The sequence below is a fragment of the Novosphingobium sp. BL-S-33 genome (genome assembly GCF_056857025.1).
Window position 1 is genome coordinate 2,174,577 of sequence record NZ_CM166474.1, and the last position, 23,285, is coordinate 2,197,861.

Here is a 23,285-nt window from a genome sequence, read left to right on the forward strand (position 1 = left end):
GTAGCGCTACCAATCAGGATTGACAAGCGTGCGCGGGCTTCTGCCGAGCGGCTTGCCAAGAGGCGTCCGGGAAGGATAGGCAGGCGGATGTGATGGGGTAGGCCAATAAGGCCAATGGTGGGGTGATGGGGCAATGATCGAGGGCGACGTATCGGGCGAATCGCGCCGAACCGCGCGGCGCGGGGGCGCGAGCGTGACTGTCTCGCAAGTCGCGCGCGAGGCGGGTGTCTCGCCGATGACGGTCTCGCGCGTGGTCAACGGCGACCCGCGCGTTTCGCAGGCGACCCGCGAGAAAGTGGACGAGGTGATCCGCGATCTTGGCTATGTGCCCAACCCGGCGGCACGTAGCCTTGCCAGCGGACGGCAGTGCCGGATCGGGCTGCTCTATTCCAACCCCAGCGCCTCCTACCTGAGCGAATTTCTTGTCGGTGCGCTGGCCGAAGCGGCGCGGCACGATGCCCAGATCATCCTTGAACAGTGCGAGGCCGAAGCGGATGCCGCGGCGCTGGTGGGGCAGCTCCGCCGCCACCGGCTCGACGCGGTCCTGCTGCCGCCGCCTCTTTGCGACGATCCGCAACTGGTAGGCGCGCTCGTGGGCGTCGGCATGGCGGTGGCGCAAGTGGCGACCGGCAGACCGGCCGAGGGCGCGCATACCGTCTGCATGGATGACGAAGGCGCGGCAGCGGCGATGACCGCGCGGCTTATCGCGCTGGGCCATCGCCGGATCGGGTTCATCGGTGGCGATCCGCGTCAGGCGTCCAGCCAGCTCCGCCTGACCGGCTATCGCCGCGCGCTGGCCGAAGCGGGGATCGCGATGGAGGCCGCGCTGGAGACGGCGGGCGACTATTCCTATCGCTCCGGCCTCGCGTCCTGCGAAGCGTTGCTTGACCTTGCCGTGCCGCCCACGGCGATCTTTGCGGCCAACGACGACATGGCCGCTGCCGCTGTCGCCGTCACGCATCGGCGCGGGCTGGACGTGCCGCGCGACGTATCGATCTGCGGCTTCGACGATACCGCGATCGCCACCACCATCTGGCCCGAACTGACCACGGTGCGCCAGCCGGTGGCCGAAATGGCCCGCATGGCGACGCAACTGCTCGCCGGGGCCATCGCCGGGGGAGCGGAGGAGAGACAGGCGGCCAGCGATGAGAGCGTCGCCTTCAGCCTGATCGCAAGGGATTCTGACGGTCCGCCCCAGCGGGCTTGACACAGGCCGCAACAGCGGCTCGATAGCGCTAACAATCCCGGGCGGGTCCGGGCCGGAGAATCCGGGGAGAGGTGAGTAGATGACTGGTAAATCCACGGGTCCCGGGGCGAATCTGGGGTTCATCGGCCTGATTGTCGCGGTGGCGACCATCGGCGGTTTCATGTTCGGGTACGATTCGGGCGCGATCAACGGCACGCAGGACGGCCTGCGCCATGCGTTCGGACTGACTGAAGGGCAACTGGGCCTGACCGTCAGCGCACTGCTGCCCGGTTGTGCGCTCGGCGCCTTCCTCGCCGGTCGTTTCGCGGACGTGTTCGGCCGCCGCACGGTGATGATGATGGCGGCACTGCTGTTCCTCATCAGCGCGCTGGTCTCGGGCGCGGCGCCTTCGGCCATTATCCTTGCCATCGCCCGTTTCTTTGCAGGTGCGGCAGTCGGCGCGGCGAGCGTGCTTTCGCCCGCCTACATCAGCGAAGTCACGCCGGCCGCCATTCGCGGCCGTCTGTCGAGCGCGCAGCAGGTCATGATCATCTCGGGCCTGACCGGCGCGTTCCTTGCCAACTACTGGCTGGCCGGCGCGGCGGGCTCGTCGCTCGGCATCTTCTGGGGCGGCTATCCGGCCTGGCGCTGGATGTTCTGGGTTCAGGCCCTGCCGGCGCTGCTGTTCTTCGTGACGCTGCTGCTGATCCCCGAAAGCCCGCGCTTCCTCGTTTCCAAGGGCCGTAACGCCGAGGCACTGACGGTGCTGGGCAAGCTCTTCGGCGCCGACGCCGCGCGCGTGAAGCTGGGCGAGATCGAAGCCTCGCTCACCAGCGACCACGCGCCCAGCCTTGCCGACATTCGCAAGCCCGGCGGCGGCTGGCGTCCGATCGTCTGGGTCGGCATCGGCCTTGCCGTGTTCCAGCAGCTCGTCGGCATCAACGTGGTGTTCTACTACGGCGCGGTGCTGTGGCAGGCGGTCGGCTTCAGCGAAGCGGATGCGCTCAAGATCAACATCCTTTCGGGCGCGCTCTCGATCCTCGCCTGCCTGCTTTCGATTGCGCTGGTTGACCGTATCGGCCGCAAGCCGCTGCTGCTGTGGGGCTCGATCGGCATGACGGTGACGCTGGCGACGCTGGTCTGGTGCTTTGCACAGGCGAGCATCGTCGACGGCAAGCTGGCGCTGCCGGGCGGCGTGGGCACGATCGCGCTCGTTGCTGCGAACGTCTACGTCGTGTTCTTCAACATGAGCTGGGGCCCGGTCATGTGGGTCATGCTGGGCGAGATGTTCCCCAACCAGATGCGCGGTTCGGCACTGGCAGTCGCCGGTGCGGCGCAGTGGCTGGCGAACTTCGCGGTCAGCTCCAGCTTCCCCTGGCTTGCCGCGAACATCGGCCTGCCGGTGACTTACGGCTTCTACACGCTGGGTGCGGCGCTTTCGGTGATCTTCGTGCTGCGTGCGGTGCATGAGACCAAGGGCATCGAACTGGAAGCGATGAAGGGCTGATATCCCGGCCATCGCTGGAAATCGCGAACGGCGTCCCGGTAACGGGGCGCCGTTTTCGTTTCAGTTCACTGTTGCGTCGAACCGGATCGCAAAGCTCGTTCCCGCCGCCAATGTGGGCGCGCTGGCCTTGACGGTGCCTGAGGCATAGGACGCGCCGTAGGGATCGCTTTCGTCGCTGCCGGTATCGTTGTCGTCCTCCGCCGTGTTCGCGCTGGCACAGTCGCCGCCGGAATAGATGCTCCCCGCAACATATGTGAGCGTCGTCGGAATCGGATCCGAAGCCGCGACGCTGGTGGCCGCGCTGCTGCCGGTGTTGGCTACGAGGATGCAGTATCGCACGGTTGCGCCGGGGATCGCCTTGGGATTGTTGGCCCCGCTCACCGGATCGCTGACGACCGAACTGGTCTTGGAAACGGCCAGCGTCGTACTCGGGCGGCAGAAGGTGATATCGTGCAGGGCGATGGCCTGCTGGCCGGGATCGCTGGGCGCCATGGAGTGGTTGCCATAACGCACGATGATCGTGTCGATCGGCTGCGAGAAGGTGGCGGTGACGGTGCCGTCCGCGCTGGCGTCGTCGCTGAGGCCGTCGCCATAGGCGCTGTTGCCGATCACGTAGTTGGAGACGCCGTTGGTCAGCGTGGGGGTGACGGTGGCGCCGTTGTAGCGGCCTTCCACGGTCACTTTGTCGGCAAACTGGCCGGAATAATAGTCGACGTCGAAGATCTTGAACTGCGCGCCGGGGAGGGCCGTGGGCAGGGTGATTGTGGTCGTCGCCTCGGCACTGATGTTCGGCATGTTGACCATCTCGAACAGCGCATAGTCGTTGAGGCCGCCGTTGACGACGTTTTGCCGCACCGGCGACTGGCCGCCATAAGTCGAACTGCTCAGCCATGTCCCCTGATTGGCGAGCGCGAAGCTGATCGTGCCGAGTGTTTCGAACGAATAGGAATTGCTGGTGCTGCCCGCCGTCCACGCGCGGTTGCTCCAGTCGAACACCACCGTTCCCGCCGCGCAGGAAAGCGTGGGCGGCGTGCCGGCGACGCGGCTGCCGGTGACGGTGAGCGTGGCGCTGGCATAGTCGTCCTCGCTGGTGACGCCGTTGCCAGGGGTGGAGTCCGGATCGTTCTGATCGCTGGCGGTGATCTCCGCCGTGTTGGTGAGAATGGCGCCAGCGCTGGCGTTGACGGTGCCAGTTATGTCGATGGTGACGCTCGCGCCCGGCGCTACCGATCCCACCGTCCACACGCCGGTCGTGGCGTTAAAGGATCCGGTGCCGTTCGAGGAGACATAGGTGAAGCCATTCGGCAGCGTGTCAGTGACTTTCACGTTGGTCGCGGTGTCCGTGGACGTGGCGGCGTTGGCTACCGTCAGGCGGAACGTTGCAAGTCCGCCCGAAGTCGGGCTGCTGGTGAGCAGGGTATTGGCCAGCGAAAGGTCAGCGCCCTTGGCATTGAAGGCAAGGTTGGAGAGCACGATGTACTGTGCGCTCGGGTTGCTGTTTCCGGAGACGGCGTAGCTGTTGTAGACGATGCGAATGCGCTTCACGGACTGGGTACCGAAGTCGAAGGCGATGTTGCCGCGCGTCTGCGATGTGGAACTGGCGGCATTGCCATACCAGCCGTCCGAACTGGTGCTGACGGCGCTGCCGTCCGTCCAGTAGGAGGTGCCGAGGGCGTTCACGAAGGTGCCGTTGCCGGTGTCGTAATAGACCGTCACCGCGTCCTGATTGGAGGATTCCTTGTCGACGTCGGCTAGGCTGAAAGAGAGCCCGGTCACACTGCGGTTCAGCGTGATGTCCAGGGTGATCTTGTTGGCGGCATCGTAGCGAGTGGAATCGAAGTTCAGCAGCAAGTTGGGGCTGACGTTGCCGATGGCGCTCGTGTTGTAGACCACGTAGTTGTTGTAGCCCGACGCTACCGACATCGAACTGCCATTCGTCGTGCTTTGAGTTGTGCTCCATGCGGTGCTGACCGTGGTGCCGTCGCTGGCGGTGATCGTCGTCGATGCGCCGACCGATCCGCCGTTCGACAGGCCAAGGCTCGACCATGCCGCCGTGGCGCTTTGCGCCTGTGCGGTGCCGGCCAGCAGCAGCGCGGCCAATGCGGCGAAAAGGGCAAACAGGCGCGCCGTCATCGGCCCAGCCCCAGGAAGCCCAGGCTGTTCTTGTCGAACTTGGCGCGCAGGGTGGCGAACACGCCCTTGTTGGTGCTGCGTGCGGCCGAATAGTCGCGGTCGCGGAAGCCGGTGACGTTGTAGCCGATGGTCAAGAGCATGTCCTGCGTAGGCACTACGCTGATCTGCGGGCCGAGCGCGAAGCTGGTGGTGTGTTCGGAGAAGGCACGGCGCACCGTGGCGGTGCCGCCGACCGCGATGCGGTTGCCGATGCCGACGCCCAGATCGAGGCCCGCGACGGCGGTGAAGCCGGCCAGATCGAAATCCTCGTAACGGTCAAAGCTGTAGCGCCCCCCCACGAACAGGCCCAGCTCCATGCGGTGGACCATGCTTTTCCCTACCCCACCATTAACCAACTTTGCGTTAACCAAACCGAGCGGCGACCAGTTGGTGGACAGGCTGGCGAGCAGGCGACGCGCCGTCGCATTGTCGCTGGCGGAAAGCGCGCTGTTGCCGGCCGCGTCCGAATTGCCGTCGGTGCCGACGACCGAACGGTCGCTGCGGTATTCCAGCTTGGCGAGTGCGGCGAAGGGCGATTCCGCCGGGCGGTGGGCGAGCGAGATGGCGGCGTCGGTCACTTCGCTCACGGTGCCGTCTTCCGCCTTTGCATGCGTCCAGGTCACGCCGGAGCCGACCACGCTGCCTTCGCCCAATTGGCGGATTGCGCCGAAGGTCAGACCCTTGCGGTCGGTCACTTCGCCGTCCCGCCATTCGGCGCGGCCGGTTACGGACCAGCGGTCATGCCGCCATGCCGCGCCGAAGGTCAGGGCGGTGAAATCCTCGAACAGCAGCGCGTCGGAGGTGCTGATTTGGCCGCCGCTGGTGACGGGCTGGAACTCGTTGATGATCTTCGAAGCCGATACGCCGCCCACCGTGCGGTTGCCGTCCACGGTGGCGTCCAGCGTCAGGCTCTTGGTCACCGGCAGGCTTTGGGCAAGGCCATAGGCGGCGAAGGCGCGGTTGCCGTATTCGCCGATGTCCTGAAAGCCCATGCCGCCCGAAACGCGCGCATTGGTCCATGCAGCGGTCTCGAACCCGCCCTTCAGCGTGCGCGCGTTGATCGCATCGCCCAGCGCGATCTCGTAACTGGCAGTGGCGCGAATATCCTGCGTGACCGCATAGCGCAGGCCAAGGCGGTGACGGGTGGGCAAGTCCACCGAATCCGTGCGGCCCAGCGGCAAGCTGGAATCGGCGGAGAGTTCCAGCCGGTTGCCCAGCAGGCGGCGGGTCGCGCCGAATTCGAGGACGGTGGAATTGGCGTCGCTACCGTCGGCCAGATGGTCGGCCACTTCGGTCACGCCCGCGCGCAAGTCGGTCTGGCCGTTGCGCCAGTTCACTTGCGCCTTCACGGCATCGCGGCGGGCGGCGTCGGTCAGGCTCTCGTCGTGCCAGGCGCTGGCGGTGAGGCTGAGGCCCTCGGCAAAAGTGTAGCGCCCGTCCACGCCGAACTTGCGGCGGCCGCGCTCGGCAATGGACTGCTGGTTGGTGCCGTAATCGGCATCGATCGAGCGGGCATAGGCCAGCATGTCCAGCTTGCCGGTGTGGTGCTCCACTTCGACCAGCCATGCCTCTGACGTCTGCTCGTTCGCGCGGCTGGCGCCCAGTTCTGCGCGCAGTTCGGACCGGGGGCCGAAGCGCAGGCGGGCATCGACCGCGCCGATCTCGGTATGGGTTTCGCCATCGCGGTCGGAGATGGCCGAGGCGCCGAGGCGCAAGGCGCCGTTCGCCAGCGTCACGTCGCCGCGCAGGCCCGCATTCCACTGGCCATGGTCCAGATTGTTGTCGACTTCGTAATCGATGACGATGAAGCGCGGGTTCAGGTCGGAATCGCGGCTGAGCACCGGCGACTTGAACGTGATCGTGCCCGAGATCAGATCGACATCGTAATCGAGGTACCGCGTCAGCGGCGTGCTCTCCACCACCAGTTCGGAGCGGAAGCGGTCGCGCACGACCAGCGTCACCGTTTCGCTATTGGCGACGATGGCCTTGGACGAAAGGCTGTAGGGCCCGGAAATGCCCGCGCCCTGAATCTCGTCATGGCGGTGGCTGGTCTCGATCTTCGCGGCGAAGCCCTGCACATGGACCGCGCCGAGGCGTCCCTCGGCCTTGGTGCCGGTGGCGGTGCGGACGTAGCGGGCAAGCTGGGTCTGGTCGAAGCCCGTGTCGATATCGCCGTAGATCGCGTAGAACGTGCGGCTTTCGATGCGCACGTAGAGCTTGTCGCGGCTGGCGGCGTCGAAGCGGCGGGTCGAGCCATCGGCAAAGACGGTGTAATAGGCCTTGGGATCGATGGTGCCCAGCAGCACCTGATCGTCACGCTGCTTGGCGCTGTCATAGGCGGCGGTGACAAGGAAGCTGCCCAGCACGCGGCCCTTGGCATAGAAGGCGGTGCGGGCGTGCTTGCCAAGGTCGCTGTCGAACGTGCCGCTCTGCTGCATGGCGTCGGCGATGGACTGCGAACCGACTGAACCTTCGGCAAGACCCACCAGCGTCCATTTCTGGTCGCCCGGAACCACCCAGCTTTCGAGATCCTGCGTGCTGGAAACTTCGCCGTCTGCGAAAGTGAAGGTCAGGTGCAGCGGGCCGGAGACCATGGTGGGCGCCAGCTCGACCATGGCAACACCGTCGTCGCCCTCGACCGTCCAGGTGGGCGAAGTGCTGCCGGAACCGCTGAGCTGCCGCTGCTGCATCCGTTCGATGGCGGCGGCGCTTTCGTAAGGTGCGTTGATCGAGAGCGCGCCGGAGACGCCCGCGCGCACCGGGTTGCCCTTGCGGTCGGTCAGGCGCAGCGCGATCACCGGGCGCGAGCGGCCATCGGCGACAAGGTGCGAACGCTCGCGCAGGATCTGTGCATGGGCGGGCGCGGCGGCGAAATGCACGTTACGGGAGAGTTCTGCCGCCACCGAGCCATCGGCATTGCGCACGGTCGCGGCCAAGTGCGTCACTTCCCCGTCAAGCGGCACGCCGCGCCAGATGCTGACGGCATAGCGGCCATCGGCGGACTTCTTCACGCCATCGAAGCTGAGCGCGGGAACCGTCTTGCCGGCGGCGGTGAGGTCCACCTTCTGGCCGGGCTTGTGGCGGATCACCACGCGGATGGCAGGCGCGCGCGGGTTGTGATCGGGCGCGGGGAACAGGAAATCGATGGGGCCGTCACCCATGGCCAGCCAGTCGACGCCGCCGCCTGCAGCCTTGGCATCGTCGAGCACGGGTGCGCCGTCTGGAGTGGGCTCGGTGGGCGCAGCAGTCTTGGTATCGACGGGCGCGGGCAGGGCACTCGCGGGAATCACGGCATAGAAATCGGCGGTGACGAGGCTGCCGCCCTGACCGATGGCGAACAGCGAGTTCGCCTTGCCCGCATTGCGCACCGAGCTTCGGCAATCGACGAAATGACCACCTGCGGGCAGCGTATCGGGCTCTGCCTGCACGACATGGGTGCCGGGGGCGAGGCCCTCGAAGTGGAAACGGCCATCGGCATCGGTAATGGCAAAGCTGCCGTCCTCCAGCATCACGCGCACGCCGGGAATGCCCTGCCGGCCCGAGGTTAAGGTGCAGTCCCCGGTGCTGACGCGGCCGATCACGGTCATGCGCGATGCGATGGTGTCTTTCTCGATCTTCACCACGGCGCTGGCCTTTTCGACATCGCCGCGCAGGTCCGTGGTCTCGGCAAGGTTGAGTGCCTGCCCGGCCGGGGCATCGCCGCGCACGCTCATGGCGTAGACGACCGTGCGGGTGCCGCCGGCAGGGATCGCGGCGAGGTTGATCGTCAGGCGGCTGCCGTCTGCGGCGACGGTCACTGCACGATCCTCCGGCCTGGCGCCGTCGACGCGGATTGAGGACTTGCGCAGCCGCAGCCATTCCGAGGGGGTATCGACCAGCACCACCCCGGACTTGGCGCGTCCGGCGTCCGAATTGCGCACGCTTACCGTGTAGAATACCACGTCGCCGGGATTGGCGCTGGCGCGCGAGACGGTCTTGGTCAGCGCGACGGCACTTTCCTTGCCGTCCACTGGGATGTCGACACGCACCGGCGCGGGCGAGGAGAGCGTCACCACGCCCCCGAAAGAGGCGTCCTCGATCACCATCGTATTGCCGTCCGGCCGGGTAAACTTCGCCAGCGCCGAGCGCGCAACGGTGGAGGGCGCGGAGTAGCCCTCGGGCGGCTCGATCTCCAGCCGGTAGCGGCCGAGCGGGGCCAGCGGGAAGCGGTACTCGCCCGCCGCGAAGGCATAAGTATTGCCCGCGCCATCCGTCACTGGCTCGCCCGACACCACGGTCGAGGGCCACGACGTGACGCCGTCATCGGCGTAGACCTGGGTGGGAAGGCCGGTGTCGGCATTGATGAGCGTGATCCGCGCACCGCTGACGGCGCTGCCGCTCTCGCTGTCGAACACCATGCCGTAGGGATCGGCCAGCACGGCGACCACGGTGCTGGCGATGGTCTTGTGCGTGGTGGCGGAGTTGTAGGCGATGGTGATCGTATCGTTGTTGGCGACGCTAAGGCGGCAGTCGTTGGCCTTGGGGGCGGGCGGGATTGCGGTGGTGGGGATGGATCCTGCGAAGACGCCGGTATTGGCGCCGGTTTCGTAGATCGTGATCTCTTCCGCGTCCCCCTGCGAGGTGGTGAGGGTGACGGTAATGGTATCGATGGCCGAGGCATCGAGATTGGCGCTGGCCGCTTCGATCCGGATCACCAGATCCTCGCCGATATGGAAGGTCTTGGCGCTGGCGATGGCGGTCAGCGTGGCGCTCGTTGTCGTGCGCGCCGTGGCGGAGAGTTCGGTGCCGCCGCAAGTGGATGCGGCCAGGGGCGTCGACAGCGAGGAGGACGAGACCGGGCGAAAGGTCTGGATCGTCGCAATGGTCTGCACGACATCAAAGCTGACTTCGTTGGAGCGGATCGTGCGGGCACCGCCGTCCTGCGACCATGCGGCATCGGCGATATTGGAAATGGTGCCGGCTTCGGCCGGCTGGACGCAGGCAAGCGACAACAGCGCCCCGAAGGACGCTGCTGCCTGCTTGAAGTTCGTCCAGTATCGCACCCGGCCCGCCAGCAGCCGTCAGTTGATCGTGGCGCGGAAGATGAGCGTGCGGGTCACGCCCGCCGCGATGTCGGAGAGCGTGCCGGTCACGGTATTGCTTGCGAATGTGCCGCCCGAAGTGCCGTCCGCGTTGCAGGTGCTGCCGCTGACGGTGCCGTTGAGCAGGATCGAACTGGTGACGTAGGTCACGTTCGTGGGCAGCGGGTCGTTCACCGAGATGTTGGTGGCCGTGGCGCTGCCGGTCGCATTGGCGATGGAGATGCAATACTCGATCGTCGCGCCCGGAATGGCCTTGGGATTGGTGGTCCCGCTGACCGGATCGCTGACCACGCGGCTGGTCTTGAGGACCGTAAGCGCGGCGGCGCTGACCTTGTAATCGTCCTTGGCGGAGAACGCGCCGTCATTGGCTGCGTCGGTCGCGCCCGCGGCGTCTGCCAGCACGGTATCGACACCGGTGGTGTTGGTCGCGCTGGTGGTGAGCGCCGCACCCATCGATCCCGACGTGCCGCCCGCGCGCGCGGTGGCGGTGAGGACGACGGTGGCGATATCGCCGGTCACTTGCGTGGAGGGGATGTCCATCACCACGAAGATCGTCTTGGCGCCATCGGCCGCCAGTTCGTCCAGATAGGTGACTTGCGTATCGGCGGAGGTGAACACGCCGTCGCCATTGCTGTCGACGTAGATCTTGACGTTGGAACCGTCGAAGTTGTCGGTGCCGCCCCAGGCCGCGCTGCCGCCCGATTGCTGCGCGGCAGTCAGTGCGAAATCGAGCGTGTCGTTCGACAGGTTGGTGACCTTGAATGTCGAGACCGCCTGAAGCTGACCCGGCGAGACGACCGTGGCCGAACTGCCGACTTCGGTGACGGTGACGTTGACCTTGCGGTCGACCGTGAACGTGTCCGACGCGGACTTGGAGGTCTGGGAGACCCCGCCGACCTGATAGCCGACCGTCACGGTATTCTGGATAGTGGAGCCGGCCGTGGTCCCCGTGGCGAAGGCGGGGCTGGAGCCAAGCGCGACGAGCGCAAGCGAGCTCACCGCACCCAGCAGCGTGCTGGTGCGTGTCATGAACGAAGTTCCTTCAAGTAGGGTGAGCCGCGCCTACCCCCGCCCGCGGCCCGTGGCGGAAATCTCTTGCCGGGTCAGCGGACCACGGCGTGATACTCCAGGGCGCCCGCCGCGCGAGGCGCGAGGTGCGCCAGCGTCCAGCGGATATGCGTAACGTCCTCAAGCTGTGCTGCGCGGCGCGTGCCTGCCGCATCGGCGACGGTCAGCGCGGCCAGCTTGCCGAAGGTCTTTCCGCCGTCGACCGAGACGTCGTAGCCGCCCTCATCGGCGGCAAGGCGCACCGGCGCGGGCAGGGGATTGGTGACGACGAAATTGTCGACCGGCTTGTCGCCATCGTTGCTGTAGCGCGTGGTGAACAGCAGCCTGTCGCCCGGAACGACCGTGGTCGGTGGGGCCAGAACGGTCTTGGCCGCGCCGTTTTCGGTCACGACCTTCTCCACCTGCACATCGCCCTTGAGTGAGACGGGCTCGGCCGCCGAGGCGGCTCCGGCAAAGGCAATGCCGAGAGCGGCAGCTGCTGCTGAGGAAATCAGGCGGGCAGGGATATTGCGGTTCATCGCTGGGCGACCTTTACTGGATGGTGACGTTGAACGTGACGGTATGCGTGGAGCCCGCAGCGGCCGTGCCCACCAGCACGTCGATGCCGCTGGCAGAGGCCTTGCCCGCGTCCGCATCGGCCGCATCGCTGAGCGTTGTGGTGTCCAGCTTGAGCGTGCCGGCAGTGTAAGTCGTGCCGGTCGGGATTGCGTCGGTCAGGCGCAGGCCGCTGATGGAGCCGCTGCCGCCGATGGTTGCGACCAGCTTGTAGGTCACCGTCGCGCCGGGAACCGGCTGAGTGCCGCCGAAGGGATCGGCAATGGTCGCGGACTTCACGAGGCCGACCGTGGCGACGCTCGCGATTAGCGGTCCGTTGGCATTGGCACTGGCGCCGGAGGCACCGACCACGGCATCGCCCCCGCCCTGACCCTTGCCGGCATAAGTGGTGCCCGGCGTGCCGCTGCCGGTAACGGCGCTGGCCGCAAGGTTCACCTTGCTGGTCTGCGCGTCGGTCATGCCGCTTGGACCGGTAACGATCACGAAGAGCGTGAGCGACTTGTCCTGATCGACCGAAGGCGTCGCCGTGCCCGAAGGGAGCACGGTATCGACCCCCGCGTCATAAACGCCGTTGCCGTTGCTGTCATAGGCGATCGAGGTGACCGTGGCGGTGAACTGGTTGCCGGAAACGGTCGGGTTCGCGGTAAGGTTGAAGGCTTCCGGTCCGTTGCCGGTATTGGTCAGCTGATAAGTCAGGACCGCGCTGCCGGTGGAGATCGAAACCGGCGCGCTGTCCTTGGTAACCAGCGTTACGTCCAGCAGTTCGTCCACCTTCACTGTCACCGTGTTCGAATCCACTGTGCGGGTGGCGGTTCCGGTGGTGAAACTGGCCGAGGCGGTGTTCTGGATCAGCGTTCCCGCGGCCACATTGGCGGCATGCGCCTGCTGGGACGCGAGCAGGGTCGCCAGGACGGCGGTGCTGGTTGCAATACGGGTTTGCGCGTAAGTCATGCCATTCGAGGTGAACTCGTCTGGTTAGCGAAACCTTTCCATTCTCATGGGTTCATACCAAGGTATGCAATCGTTGCTGGATCGAACATACTTTTGGATGTAAGTGTGGATTTAGTGGCAGATTCTCGCGCTAGACGGGGCAGTTGCGCGATTGACGAACACTTGGGGGGCTTCTTGATTCGACGTCTGATCATTGCCGACGACCACCCGATCTGCGTATCGGCGTTAACCTCGGCTGTTCACGCAGTTGACAATTCCATGCTGGTTTCGACAGCGGAAACGCTTGCCGGAATTCGGGATTTGCTTGCTGCCGAAAGCTTCGACGCTTTGCTGCTGGACCTTGCGCTCAAGGATTGCCAGGGGCTGGCCAACCTTGCCGCGGTTCAGGCGATCGCGCCACGGATGCCGGTGCTGGTGGTGAGCGGCAATGCCGCTGCCGACCTTCCCGCCAAGGCGGCGACGCTGGGCGCGCGGGGGTTCCTCAACAAGACTGCGCCGCTTGCGGAGATGAAATCGGCGATCGCCGTGATCCTTGAAGGCGGAACCTGGTTCCCTCCGCGTGAGGAGCAGGGCGAAGGTCTGGCGAGCAAGCTGTCTCCGGCGCAGCTTCGCGTCATGTCGGAGCTGGCGCAGGGCAAGTCCAACAAGCTGATCGCCTACAGCCTTGGCCTCACCGAACCGACCATCAAGTCCCACCTCTCGGCGATCTACAGGGCGCTGGGCGTACACAACCGTTCGCAGGCGCTGCTGGCCTTGCGACAGGGGGCGGACGAAGCGGCCTGAGCGGTCTAGTCTGGATAGCGCCGGGCGATCCAGTCGCCGGTTTCGCGCGCAGTTGCCAGAAGCAGCGCGAGTGCATCGGCGTCGAGGTTCTGCGTCTCCAGCACTTCGGCCGCGCGTGCCAGACGGGTGGCGCAAAGGTTACAAGCCGCGCCCTTGATCGCATGGGCCAGCCGCCGCGCCCGCTCGGGCTCGCGCCCGGAGACGGCCGAGGCGATCTCCCATGCCTCGTCCATCACCGTTGCCGCGAAGGTCTGGAGGATCGGCACCAGCCGTTCCTCACCCAGCGCCTCCATCGCGCGCGCCAGTTCCTCTTCATCGATGAGCGGAGCCTCGGCGGTCTGCAACATGATCCAACTCCGCTGCGTGCTGTCCGGCGGCTTGTCTTGCTGGCCGGATCGGTCTTGTTGGCGACAACATGGCGCGCGGCGCCCTGCTGTCGACGGGTTTCGGCAGGATACCCGGGGAAAACCGCAGTGCAAGCGCATGGTTCGGGACGATATCGCGCTAAGGATCGGTGATGACGGGCATGGCTCGGTTTTTTGCGCGCGACAGGGCTCATGGCGATTCCGTGGGCGCAGGTGTGGTGCTCGCCCGGATGGCGGTTCTTGCCGCAGCCTATGCGCTGGCTGGCGCGGCGGGCCTCGATCTCGCGGTTCCGCCCGGTTATGCGACGCTGGTCTGGCCTGCTTCGGGTGTGGCGCTGGCAGGGTTGCTGGTCTGGGGGCGGCGCTGCTGGCCGGGAGTCTGGCTTGGCTCGCTGACAGTCAATCTGTGGCATACTCTGGACGGGGCCCCGGGCCATCTTCCGTTCGGGCTTGCGCTTGGCATGGGGGCGATACTGGGCCTGGGCGCCAGCGTGCAGGCTACGGTGGGCGCGGCAAGCGTGCGGCGGCATTTTTCCGCCGGGGTCGAACTGACCGATGTGCGGCGCACGGCCACTTTCCTTACACTCGTGGTGTTCGGGCCCTGCATGATCGCGGCGAGTGCGGGTGTTTCGGCATTGGCGCTGGCTGGCCGCGTCGATCCGGGACTGGCGCTTCGCAACTGGGGCACATGGTACCTTGGCGACGTGCTCGGCGTTGTCGTTGTGCTGCCGACGCTGCTGTTCTCGCCGGGTTCGCCGGTGCCGCTGCGCTGGCGGGGGCGGCCGATGCGGGGGGTGACCGCCACGGTGGCGATATGCCTGGCGCTTTCCATCGGCGTGACGTTCGCCTTGTGGAAGCACAGCGCCGAGCAGCAATTCTCGCGCGCGCACGCCAGTTTCTTCGCGCTGACCACAGAGACCGAACGCGCGCTGGACCGCCGCTTCGAAATCTATTCGCAGGCGCTTGACGGTGCCGCCGGGGTGCTTGCGGTCAACCCGGCGATGAGCGAGCAGGGCTGGTCCGACTATGTCGCCGCCACCGGGATCAAGCGCCATCTGCCCGGAATGCGCGGTATCGGCACGGTCGAGGCGGCCGCGTCGGGCGATATCGCGCGCCTTGTCGCCAATTCCGCACGGGGCGGCATGTCCCCGCCGAACATTCGCCTCGGTCCGGGCCGCTCCGAGCATTTCATCGTCACGCTGGTCGCCCCGATGGAACACAACCGCATGATCTACGGGCTTGATCTCGGTTTCGAACAGCACCGGCGCGAGGGGTTGGAACAGGCGCGGCGAAGCGGCCGCCTGACGATGACCGCACCGATCGCGCTGCTGCCGCACCGTCCGCCGCAGCCGGGCTTTCTGCTGATCCTGCCGCTCGGCAATGCGGCGCATGGTCATGACGGCGAGAAGAACGGCTTCCGTTGGGTCTATGCGCCGATCGGGCTCGATGACATCGTCGCGGGGCTCACCTCGCGGCAGGGGCAGGACTTCGCGCTGGAAGTGTTCGATGGCGATCATGCCGATCCCGCGCATCGCCTCTATGCGGTTGGCACCGAACAGATAAGCGGCACGCCGCTGTTCGTCAGGACCGAGAATGTCGATGTGTTCGGGCGCTGCTGGACACTGCAATGGTCCAGCCTGCCGCCGTTCGAGGATCGCACGCTGTCGAACGAGCCGCTCAGCGTGCTGCTGGGCGGCGGGTTGGTCACGGTATTGCTGGGCATGCTGCTCGGCCATTTCGTGCGGCGCGAGGGGACGATCTCGCGCGAGGTGGAGCGCGCCACCGGCGAAGTTGCCCGCGTGGCCGAACAGCGGCGGCTGGCGGTTGAGGAACTGAACGAGAGCAACCGCCTGCTGATGCTGGCCGAAGCGACGGTCCATGCCGGCCACTGGCGGCTCGATTTCATCTCGGGCACGCTCATGTGGTCGGACGAACTGTACCATATTCACGGGGTGGAGAAGGGCAGCGTCGTGCCCACGCCAGCGGAAGTGCTGACATTCTACTATCCCGATGACCAGCCCATCGTTTCCGCTGCGATTGTCGCCGCGCGCGAGCATGGCACCCCGTGCCGTTTCGCCGCGCGGCTCTACCGCGCCGACGGGGCGCTGCGTCATGTCGAGGTGGTGGCCAACGTCGAGCTTGACGAGCGGGGCCGTCCGGCGGGGCTGTTCGGCGTGCTGGCGGACCGCACAGAAGAGGCCGAACTGCGCAACGAACTGCTGCGCACCCGAGACGAGGCCTGTGCCGCCGCCGATGCGAAAAGCGCGTTCCTTGCCAACATGAGCCACGACATCCGCACGCCGATGAACGCCGTGCTGGGTTTCGCCGAACTGCTTCACCGCGCCGAACTGCCGCCCGAACAGCACCATCAGGTCGAGGTCATCCTCGATTCCGGGCGCAACATGATGAGCCTTCTCAACGACATCCTCGATCTTTCGAAGATCGATGCGGGGCGGCTCGAACTGGTCGAGCGCAATTTCGATGTGCGTTATCTGCTGGCCGGGTCGATTGCACTGTTCCGGCAGGCCGCCGCGGACAAGCAGATTACGCTCGATCTCGCGCTCGATCCGGCAGTGCCGCAGTGGATCCGGGGGGACAAGCTGCGCCTGCGCCAGATCCTCGACAACCTGATGAGCAATGCGATCAAGTTCACCGAGAGCGGCAAAGTCACGCTGGCTGCGCGGGTCGAGCGTGAGAGCGGTGCGCGGCGGCTGGTTGTGGCCGTCAGCGACACCGGCATCGGCATCGCCTCGGACCGCCAGCAGCGCATCTTCGACGGGTTCACGCAGGCCGATTCCACCATCCACGAACGCTTCGGCGGTACCGGCCTTGGCCTCGCGATCTGCGCGCGGCTGGCGGCGCTGATGGGGGGCACTGTCACGGTCGAAAGCCTGCCGGGCGAGGGTTCGACATTCGGCCTGCGCCTGCCGCTGCAACTGGCGCTCGACGCGAACGAGGGCGGGCCGGGTGAGGGCGGGGATGAGCCGCTGGAACTGGCCGGCCGGGTGCTGGTGGCCGAGGACAATCAGGTCAACCGCATGGTCGCCGGGGCCATGCTCGACCGGCTCGGTGTGCCATACGAGTTCGCGGAAGACGGCGAGGAAGCCGTCAACCGGGTGATGGCGGCGCGCGCTGCGAACGAGCCTTATGCGCTGGTCTTCATGGATATCCAGATGCCGCGCATGGGCGGGCACGATGCCACGCGGACATTGCGCGAGGCGGGTGTGAGTGCAAGCGAACTGCCCATCGTCGGGCTGTCCGCCAATGCCTTCCCAGAGGATACCGTGGCCGCGCTCGACGCCGGGATGCAGGCGCATCTCACCAAGCCGCTGCGGCTTGAGGCGCTGGCCGCCATGCTGCGTGAGTTCGCGGGCGAGGTGCTGCGCCGCACGCATTGATGAACCCCGGTCATGGCTGCGTGCCGACTGATCGCGCTAATCGTTCGCGAAGTTTTGCCCTAGTTTGCCGTTCGCTCCTCAAGTCCCCCCAAAGAGGAGCACGATGTGAAAGGAATTCGCATGAAGACGCGCAAACTCGGCAGCACCGGACCGGAAGTCTCCGCCATCGGTTTCGGCTGCATGGGCCTCGATTTCGGTTATGGGACCAAGGTGGCGAAGGCGGACGGCGTGGCGCTGATCCGCGCGGCTGTCGATCACGGTGTCACGTTCTTCGACACCGCCGAAGTCTACGGCCCCTACACCAATGAGGAAATGGTCGGCGAGGCGCTACGCCCGGTGCGCGACCGGGTGGTGATCGCGACCAAGTTCGGCTTCAACATCGTCGATGGCGAGATGCAGGGCATGAACAGCCGTCCGGAGCAGATCAGGGCGGTTGCCGATGCCTCGCTGAAGCGGCTCGGGATCGACGTGATCGACGTGTTCTACCAGCACCGCGTCGATCCGAATGTGCCGATCGAGGATGTGGCGGGCACGGTGAAGGACCTGATCGCGGCGGGCAAGGTGCGCCACTTCGGCATGTCCGAACCGGCCGCCGCCACGGTGCGCCGCGCCCATGCGGTGCAGCCGGTGGCGATGCTCCAGAACGAATATTCGATGTGGACGCGCGGGCCGGAGACCAACGGCATCATCGACACGTGCGAGGAACTCGGCATCGGCCTCGTGCCCTATTCGCCGCTGGGCAAGGGCTTCCTGACCGGGGCGATGAATGCCTCCACCGAACTGGCCGCCGGTGATTTCCGCGCCCGCCTGCCGCGCTTCACGGCCGAGGCGATGGAGAAGAACCAGGCGCTGGTCGACCTGCTACGCCGCGTGGCCGATGCCAAGGGTGCGACCCCGGCGCAGATCGCGCTGGCGTGGTTGCTCTCGCGCAAGCCCTGGATCGTGCCGATCCCCGGGACGACCAAGTTGCACCGGCTGGAGGAGAACATCGCCGCTGCCGATGTCGAGCTCTCGGCCGCCGAACTGGCCGAGCTTCAGGCAGCCGCCGATGCCATCGCCATCGAGGGCGATCGCTATCCGCCCGAACTGATGGCGACGATCGGGGGCTGATGAACGGGTCCGGCGCTGCCCGATCGGCGGCGCCGGACATTCACACGCCGCGATAACGCAGCGCGTCCACCAGCAGGCGGAAGGCGGCGGAAGACTGGCGACGGCTGGGGTAGTACAGGTGATATCCGGGGAAGGGCTGGCACCAGTCCTCCAGCAGCGGAACGAGCGCGCCTGATTCCACATAGGGGCGCGAGAACGATTCCATCATGATTGCGATCCCGCTGCCGTCCAGCGCCGCTTTCAGGATCATCGGCATCGAATTGAACGTCAATTGCCCATCGACGCGGACGTTCAGGGCGCGGCCATCGCGTTCGAATTCCCAGGCATAGAGATTGCCGCGCGTGCGGAAGCGCAAGTTGATGCACTGGTGGCCGGCAAGATCGTGCGGCGTCACGGGCCTGCCGTGGCGCGCGAGATATTCGGGCGAGGCAACCGGCACCAGCCGCATCTCCGGCCCGATGCAGACCGCGATCATGTCGCGCGCGACCGACTCGCCCAGACGGATACCCGCATCGAAACGGTCGGCGACGATGTCGGACAGGCCGGAATCGACGCTGACTTCCACGTTGATCTCGGGATAGCGCTCAAGGAACGGCTTGAGCGAGGGCCAGAGCAGTTCGTGGGCGGCGTGTTCGGTGGTCGTCAGACGGATCGTGCCGGCCGGACGCTCGCGCAGTTCCCCGATGGTGGTCAGGCTCTGGTCGATCTCCTGAAAGGCCGGGCGCAGGCTGGCGAGCAGCCGCTCGCCCGCCTCGGTGGGCGCGACGCTGCGCGTGGTGCGGGCCAGCAGGCGAACGCCGAGTCGCGCTTCCAGCCGGCGGATCGTATGGCTCAGCGCCGATTGCGAGGAACTCAGCTTGGCGGCCGCGCGGGTAAAACTGCCCTCGTCGGCGACGGCGATGAAGGCGATGAGGTCGGCCATGTGCTCACGTTGCATTCATGAGCCTCTATCATGACTGCATTGCGATTTCCTCCGGTTTTCGTGAGCGTTCGCTGTCCCTATATGAGGGTATGCTGCATTGCGGCATCCGATTCCCCGAAAATACCCTTTCCCAGGCACTCTTCCTCCAAGGATCTCCCCAGACATGAAGACCATCGGCTATGCCGCCCAGTCTCCCGAGACTCCGCTTGCCCCCTACGAGTTCGAGCGCCGCGACCTGCGTCCGGACGATGTCGCCATCGAGATCCTCTACTGCGGTGTCTGCCATTCGGACCTGCATACCGCCCGCAACGACTGGGGAGGCGCGCGGTACCCGATCGTTCCGGGCCACGAGATCGTCGGCCGCGTGACGGCGGTCGGCCCCGAAGTGACGCGCCACGCGGTGGGCGATACGGTCGCCGTCGGTTGCCTTGTCGACAGCTGCGGCCACTGCGACCAGTGCGAGCGCGACCTTGAAAACTATTGCCGCAACGGCTGGACCGGCACCTACAACGGTCTCGACAAGGTGACCGGCGAAGTGACGCAGGGCGGTTATGCGCGCGCCATCGTCGTGCGCGAGGAATTCGTCCTCACCATGCCCGAGGGTCTCGACGTCTCCAAGGCGGCCCCGCTGCTCTGCGCGGGCATCACCACCTATTCGCCGCTGCGCGAATGGAACGTAGGCGAAGGCAGCCGCGTCGGCGTGATCGGCCTTGGCGGTCTTGGCCACATGGCGGTCAAGCTCGCCGCCGCGATGGGCGCGGACGTCACCGTGTTCAGCCGCACGCCGGGCAAGGAGCAGGATGCGCTGGATCTGGGCGCCAAGCGCGTGCTGATCTCCAGCGATGTCGAGGCGATGAAGGCGGCTGCCAACAGCTTCGACGTCATAATCGATACCGTGCCGGTGAAGCACGATCTCAATCCCTACCTGCCGCTGGTGGATATCGACGGCAGCCTGGTGCTGGTCGGCCAGATCGGCCCGGTGGACGAGCCGATCACCACGCCGCTGATCTTCGGCCGCCGCCGTATTGCCGGTTCGCTGATCGGCGGCATCGCCGAAACGCAGGAAATGCTCGACTTCTGCGCCGAGAAGAACATCCTTCCCGAAGTAGAGATGATCCGCATGGACGAGATCAACCACGCCTTCGAACGCATGGAACGGTCCGAGGTGCACTATCGCTTCGTGATCGACATGAGCACGCTCTAAGTCTCATCCAAATCATGGACCATGAATGGCCGGCGCATCTTGCGCCGGCCATTTTCGTTGGGGCGGCTGATACACGTTGCAACAATTTATCTGCGGCCTTTCACCTTGACCTGAAAGGCAAAACAAGGACATCCTCGCGCTCCCCCAAGGGCTGTGGAGTCCCTCGAACTTGCGAGCTGCAATCGTCCGACGTCTTCCGCTCCCGCTTGCCTTTTGTCTGCTCTCCGCATGCACGGTCGGGCCGAACTACGCTCCCAAGAGTGCGGCCGAACTCGGCGTGCCTGACCAATGGTCGGTCACCGCGCCGCCGGCTGCTGCGGACCTGACGCACTGGTGGCAGACATTCGACGATCCCGTGCTGACCCAACTGATCGATCAGGCGGCCGCCGCCAATCTCGATCTGGCGCAGGCACTGGCGCGGCTGCGGCAGGCGCGGGAATCGCTGGTCATCAGCCGCTCCGCGCTGCTCCCCTCGGTCTCGGCGTCGGGCAGCATCAACCGCACCGAACCGCTCAAGGGCGGCGGTACCACGCTCACCCAGCCGGACGGCACCGTGGTCGTTGCCGGCAGCGGCGGCAGCACCAGTTTTTCGCTGGGCGCGGATGCCAGCTATCAGCTTGACGTGTTCGGCGGAAACCGCCGCGCGGTGGAAGCCAGCAAGGCGCAGTTCGAAGGCTCCGGCTTCGATTATGCGACCACGCTGCTCTCGGTGGAGAGCGAAGTGGCGCGCAACTATGTGCTGGCGCGCGGCTATCAGGCGCAGCTGGACAATGCCCAGGCCAGTCTGGCCATTCAGGACGACAACCTGAGCATCGCCCACTGGCGGGTGATGGCCGGGCTGGTATCCTCGCTCGACGAGCAGCAGGCCCGCGGCAGCCGCGCGCAGGCGGCGGCGGCGATCCCGCAGATCGAGCAACAATATGCGGCAGCGGTGGCCCGGATCGGCGTGCTCACCGGGCAGGCGCCGGGTGCGCTGCGCCCGCTGATGGAGGCGCCGAAACCCATTCCCGTGGGCCCGCGCGAGCTCGGCGCAGGCATCCCCGCGAACGTGCTGCGCCAGCGGCCGGACGTGCGCTCGGCCGAACGCAATCTGGCGGCGGCGACGGCCGAGATCGGCGTGGCGAAGGCGCAGCTTTACCCGCAGTTCAACATCTCGGCCAGCATCGACACCAATGCGGCCAGCTTCGGCGGCCTGTTCGAGACGATCACCGGCGGCCTGTTCGGCGGGATCAGCCAGGCGATCTTCAACGGTGGCCGCCTCAATGCGCAAGTCCGCTCCAGCCGCGCGGCGGCGGACGGTGCCTTTGCGGCCTACAAGTCCTCGGTCCTGACCGCGATGGAGGATGTCGAGAACGCCGTGGTCGCGCTGCAGACGGCCGAAGCGCGGGAAAAGGAATTCGCGATCGCGCTCGACGCCTCGAACAATTCGGCGCTCCTGGCGCGGATGCAGTACCGCTCCGGCCTAACCGACTTCACGACGCTGAACACGCAGGAAATCGCGCTCGTTTCCGCGCGGAACGGGTTGGTCCAGGCCCATGCCGACCGCGCGACTGCGATGATCGCCCTCTACAACGCGCTCGGCGGCGGCTGGGACCCCGGCGCCGATTACACCGCGCTCGCCACGAAGCCACAGGGAACCGACTGAGCATGGCCGACGAAACCCTCGACGAATTCCTCGGTGCCGACAAGCGCCCGCTGTGGCAGCGCAAGTGGGTGCCGTGGACGGCGCTGGCGCTTGTCGTGGCTCTGGCGTTGCTGCTCTCGCAGTGCTTCGGCGGCGCGGAGAAAGTGAACTACGCCACGACCAAGGCCGAGAAAGGCCACCTCGTCACCACGGTGGCCGCCACCGGCAGGCTGGCACCGACCAATCAGGTGACGGTCGGTTCGCAGCTTTCGGGGCTCGTGGTCAAGGTGCTGGTCGACGTCAACGATCGGGTCGAGCGCGGGCAAGTGCTTGCCGAGATCGATCCCGAACAGATCGAGGACCAGATCCGCCAGTACACGGCGCAAGTGAATGCCAATCAGGCGCAAGTCGCGCAGGCAAGGGCGACGCTGGCGGAATCGCAGGCGCAGCTTGCTCGTCTTGAGGAAGTCTCACGGCTGTCGGGCGGCAAGGTGCCTTCCGGAACCGAGCTGCAGGCGGGCCGTGCTGATGTCCAACGCGCACGGGCTGTCCTGAAGACCGCCGAAGCCAATGTGGAGGCGGCCAAGGCGACCTTGGCGCAGAGCCAGACCCAGCGCTCCCGCGCGCTGATCGTCTCTCCGGTCTCGGGCGTGGTCCTCGCGCGTGAAGTCGATCCCGGCCAGACCGTGGCTTCCTCGTTCAACACGCCAACGCTGTTCGTGATTGCCGAGGATCTCAGCAAGATGAAGCTGGAAGTCGCCATCGACGAGGCGGACGTGGGCACCGTGAAGCAAGGGCAGGCGGCGAACTTCACGGTCGACGCTTTCCCGGGCGAGACTTTCCCCGCGAAGATCATCCGCGTGGAGATCGGCTCCAACCAGACGGTGTCCTCGGCCACTTCGTCCAGCACGTCCTCGACCACCAGCACCACCGGTCAGGTGGTTTCCTATGCGGCCGACCTGTCTGTGGCCAATGAAGACTTCCGCCTGCGCCCGGGCATGACCGCGACGGCGGAGATCGTGACCTCGGACAAGAACGGCGTGCTGCTGATCCCCAATGCCGCACTCTCGTTCACGCCCGAAACCAGCGGCAGCGCGAAGAAATCGGGCGGCGGCGTCACTTCGGCGATCGGCTTCCGTCCGCCGCGCCGGGGCCAGCCGGCGGCCAAGAGCGCCACGGTGGAACGCGGATCGCGCCGGACGATCTATATTCTGGGCGCAGACGGCAAGCCGCAGGCCATCGGGGTCGTCACCGGCTCCAGCAACGGCCAGCAGACCGAAGTGGTGGGCGGCGAACTCAAGCCCGGCATGCAGGTCATCACCGGCCAGCTCGCCTCGAACGGAAGCTGAGGGCAGGGCC

At 66.2% G+C, this 23,285-nt stretch carries 15 protein-coding genes; 8 read left to right on the forward strand and 7 right to left on the reverse strand.

The annotated features are described in order from the left end of the window. Nucleotides 1-133: 133 nt before the first annotated feature. On the forward strand, nt 134-1,207 hold the full coding sequence (locus tag AC1VVM_RS10185) for a LacI family DNA-binding transcriptional regulator (protein ID WP_482903849.1): 1,074 nt from the start codon (nt 134-136) through the stop codon (nt 1,205-1,207). A 79-nt stretch (nt 1,208-1,286) separates the two neighbouring features. After that, nucleotides 1,287-2,693: a sugar porter family MFS transporter gene (locus AC1VVM_RS10190; RefSeq protein WP_482903850.1), complete on the forward strand. Its 1,407-nt coding sequence runs from the start codon at nt 1,287-1,289 to the stop codon at nt 2,691-2,693. A gap of 60 nt (nt 2,694-2,753) precedes the next feature. Here AC1VVM_RS10190 and AC1VVM_RS10195 read toward each other — a convergent pair whose 3' ends face one another. The 5 genes from AC1VVM_RS10195 to AC1VVM_RS10215 all read right to left on the reverse strand — a co-directional run bounded on the left by AC1VVM_RS10195 (nt 2,754) and on the right by AC1VVM_RS10215 (nt 12,520). Next, entirely contained in the window at nt 2,754-4,826 is a 2,073-nt protein-coding gene (locus tag AC1VVM_RS10195) for a proprotein convertase P-domain-containing protein (protein ID WP_482954990.1), read from the reverse strand. Then, a complete protein-coding gene (locus tag AC1VVM_RS10200) occupies nt 4,823-9,907 on the reverse strand; it encodes a hypothetical protein (protein WP_482954991.1) in 5,085 nt (1,694 codons plus the stop codon). Before AC1VVM_RS10200 ends, AC1VVM_RS10195 begins: the two co-directional genes overlap by 4 nt. Before the next feature lie 18 nt (nt 9,908-9,925). Beyond that, entirely contained in the window at nt 9,926-10,975 is a 1,050-nt protein-coding gene (locus AC1VVM_RS10205) for a hypothetical protein (RefSeq protein WP_482903853.1), read from the reverse strand. 74 nt (nt 10,976-11,049) lie between these two features. Beyond that, a complete protein-coding gene (locus tag AC1VVM_RS10210; protein WP_482903854.1) occupies nt 11,050-11,532 on the reverse strand; it encodes a hypothetical protein in 483 nt (160 codons plus the stop codon). Nucleotides 11,533-11,545: 13 nt separating this feature from the next. Further along, nucleotides 11,546-12,520, reverse strand: a complete 975-nt coding sequence (locus AC1VVM_RS10215; RefSeq protein WP_482903855.1) for a hypothetical protein — start codon at nt 12,518-12,520, stop codon at nt 11,546-11,548. Here AC1VVM_RS10215 and AC1VVM_RS10220 point away from each other — a divergent pair. Further along, nucleotides 12,446-13,303, forward strand: a complete 858-nt coding sequence (locus AC1VVM_RS10220; protein ID WP_482954992.1) for a response regulator — start codon at nt 12,446-12,448, stop codon at nt 13,301-13,303. The genes AC1VVM_RS10215 and AC1VVM_RS10220 overlap by 75 nt on opposite strands. Before the next feature lie 5 nt (nt 13,304-13,308). Here the strand turns inward: AC1VVM_RS10220 and AC1VVM_RS10225 are convergent, their stop codons facing one another. Next, nucleotides 13,309-13,650 carry an Hpt domain-containing protein gene (locus tag AC1VVM_RS10225; protein WP_482903857.1) on the reverse strand — a complete coding sequence of 114 codons (342 nt, stop codon included), beginning with the start codon at nt 13,648-13,650 and terminating at the stop codon, nt 13,309-13,311. A 179-nt stretch (nt 13,651-13,829) separates the two neighbouring features. Here AC1VVM_RS10225 and AC1VVM_RS10230 point away from each other — a divergent pair, with 179 nt between their 5' ends. Then, nucleotides 13,830-17,066, forward strand: a complete 3,237-nt coding sequence (locus AC1VVM_RS10230) for a CHASE domain-containing protein (protein ID WP_482954993.1) — start codon at nt 13,830-13,832, stop codon at nt 17,064-17,066. Nucleotides 17,067-17,186: 120 nt separating this feature from the next. Beyond that, the gene (locus AC1VVM_RS10235; protein WP_482954994.1) at nt 17,187-18,176 is read left to right on the forward strand and encodes an aldo/keto reductase; all 990 of its coding nucleotides are present in this window, start codon (nt 17,187-17,189) and stop codon (nt 18,174-18,176) included. A gap of 40 nt (nt 18,177-18,216) precedes the next feature. Here the strand turns inward: AC1VVM_RS10235 and AC1VVM_RS10240 are convergent, their stop codons facing one another. After that, entirely contained in the window at nt 18,217-19,113 is an 897-nt protein-coding gene (locus AC1VVM_RS10240) for a LysR family transcriptional regulator (RefSeq protein ID WP_482954995.1), read from the reverse strand. A gap of 148 nt (nt 19,114-19,261) precedes the next feature. Between AC1VVM_RS10240 and AC1VVM_RS10245 the strand changes: the two genes are divergently transcribed. The 3 genes from AC1VVM_RS10245 to AC1VVM_RS10255 all read left to right on the forward strand — a co-directional run bounded on the left by AC1VVM_RS10245 (nt 19,262) and on the right by AC1VVM_RS10255 (nt 23,275). Further along, a complete protein-coding gene (locus AC1VVM_RS10245) occupies nt 19,262-20,302 on the forward strand; it encodes an NAD(P)-dependent alcohol dehydrogenase (protein WP_482903860.1) in 1,041 nt (346 codons plus the stop codon). A gap of 181 nt (nt 20,303-20,483) precedes the next feature. After that, nucleotides 20,484-21,947 (forward strand): efflux transporter outer membrane subunit, encoded by a 1,464-nt coding sequence (locus tag AC1VVM_RS10250; protein ID WP_482905189.1) that lies wholly within the window; start codon nt 20,484-20,486, stop codon nt 21,945-21,947. A 2-nt stretch (nt 21,948-21,949) separates the two neighbouring features. Continuing rightward, nucleotides 21,950-23,275, forward strand: a complete 1,326-nt coding sequence (locus tag AC1VVM_RS10255) for an efflux RND transporter periplasmic adaptor subunit (protein WP_482903861.1) — start codon at nt 21,950-21,952, stop codon at nt 23,273-23,275. Nucleotides 23,276-23,285: the final 10 nt, after the last annotated feature.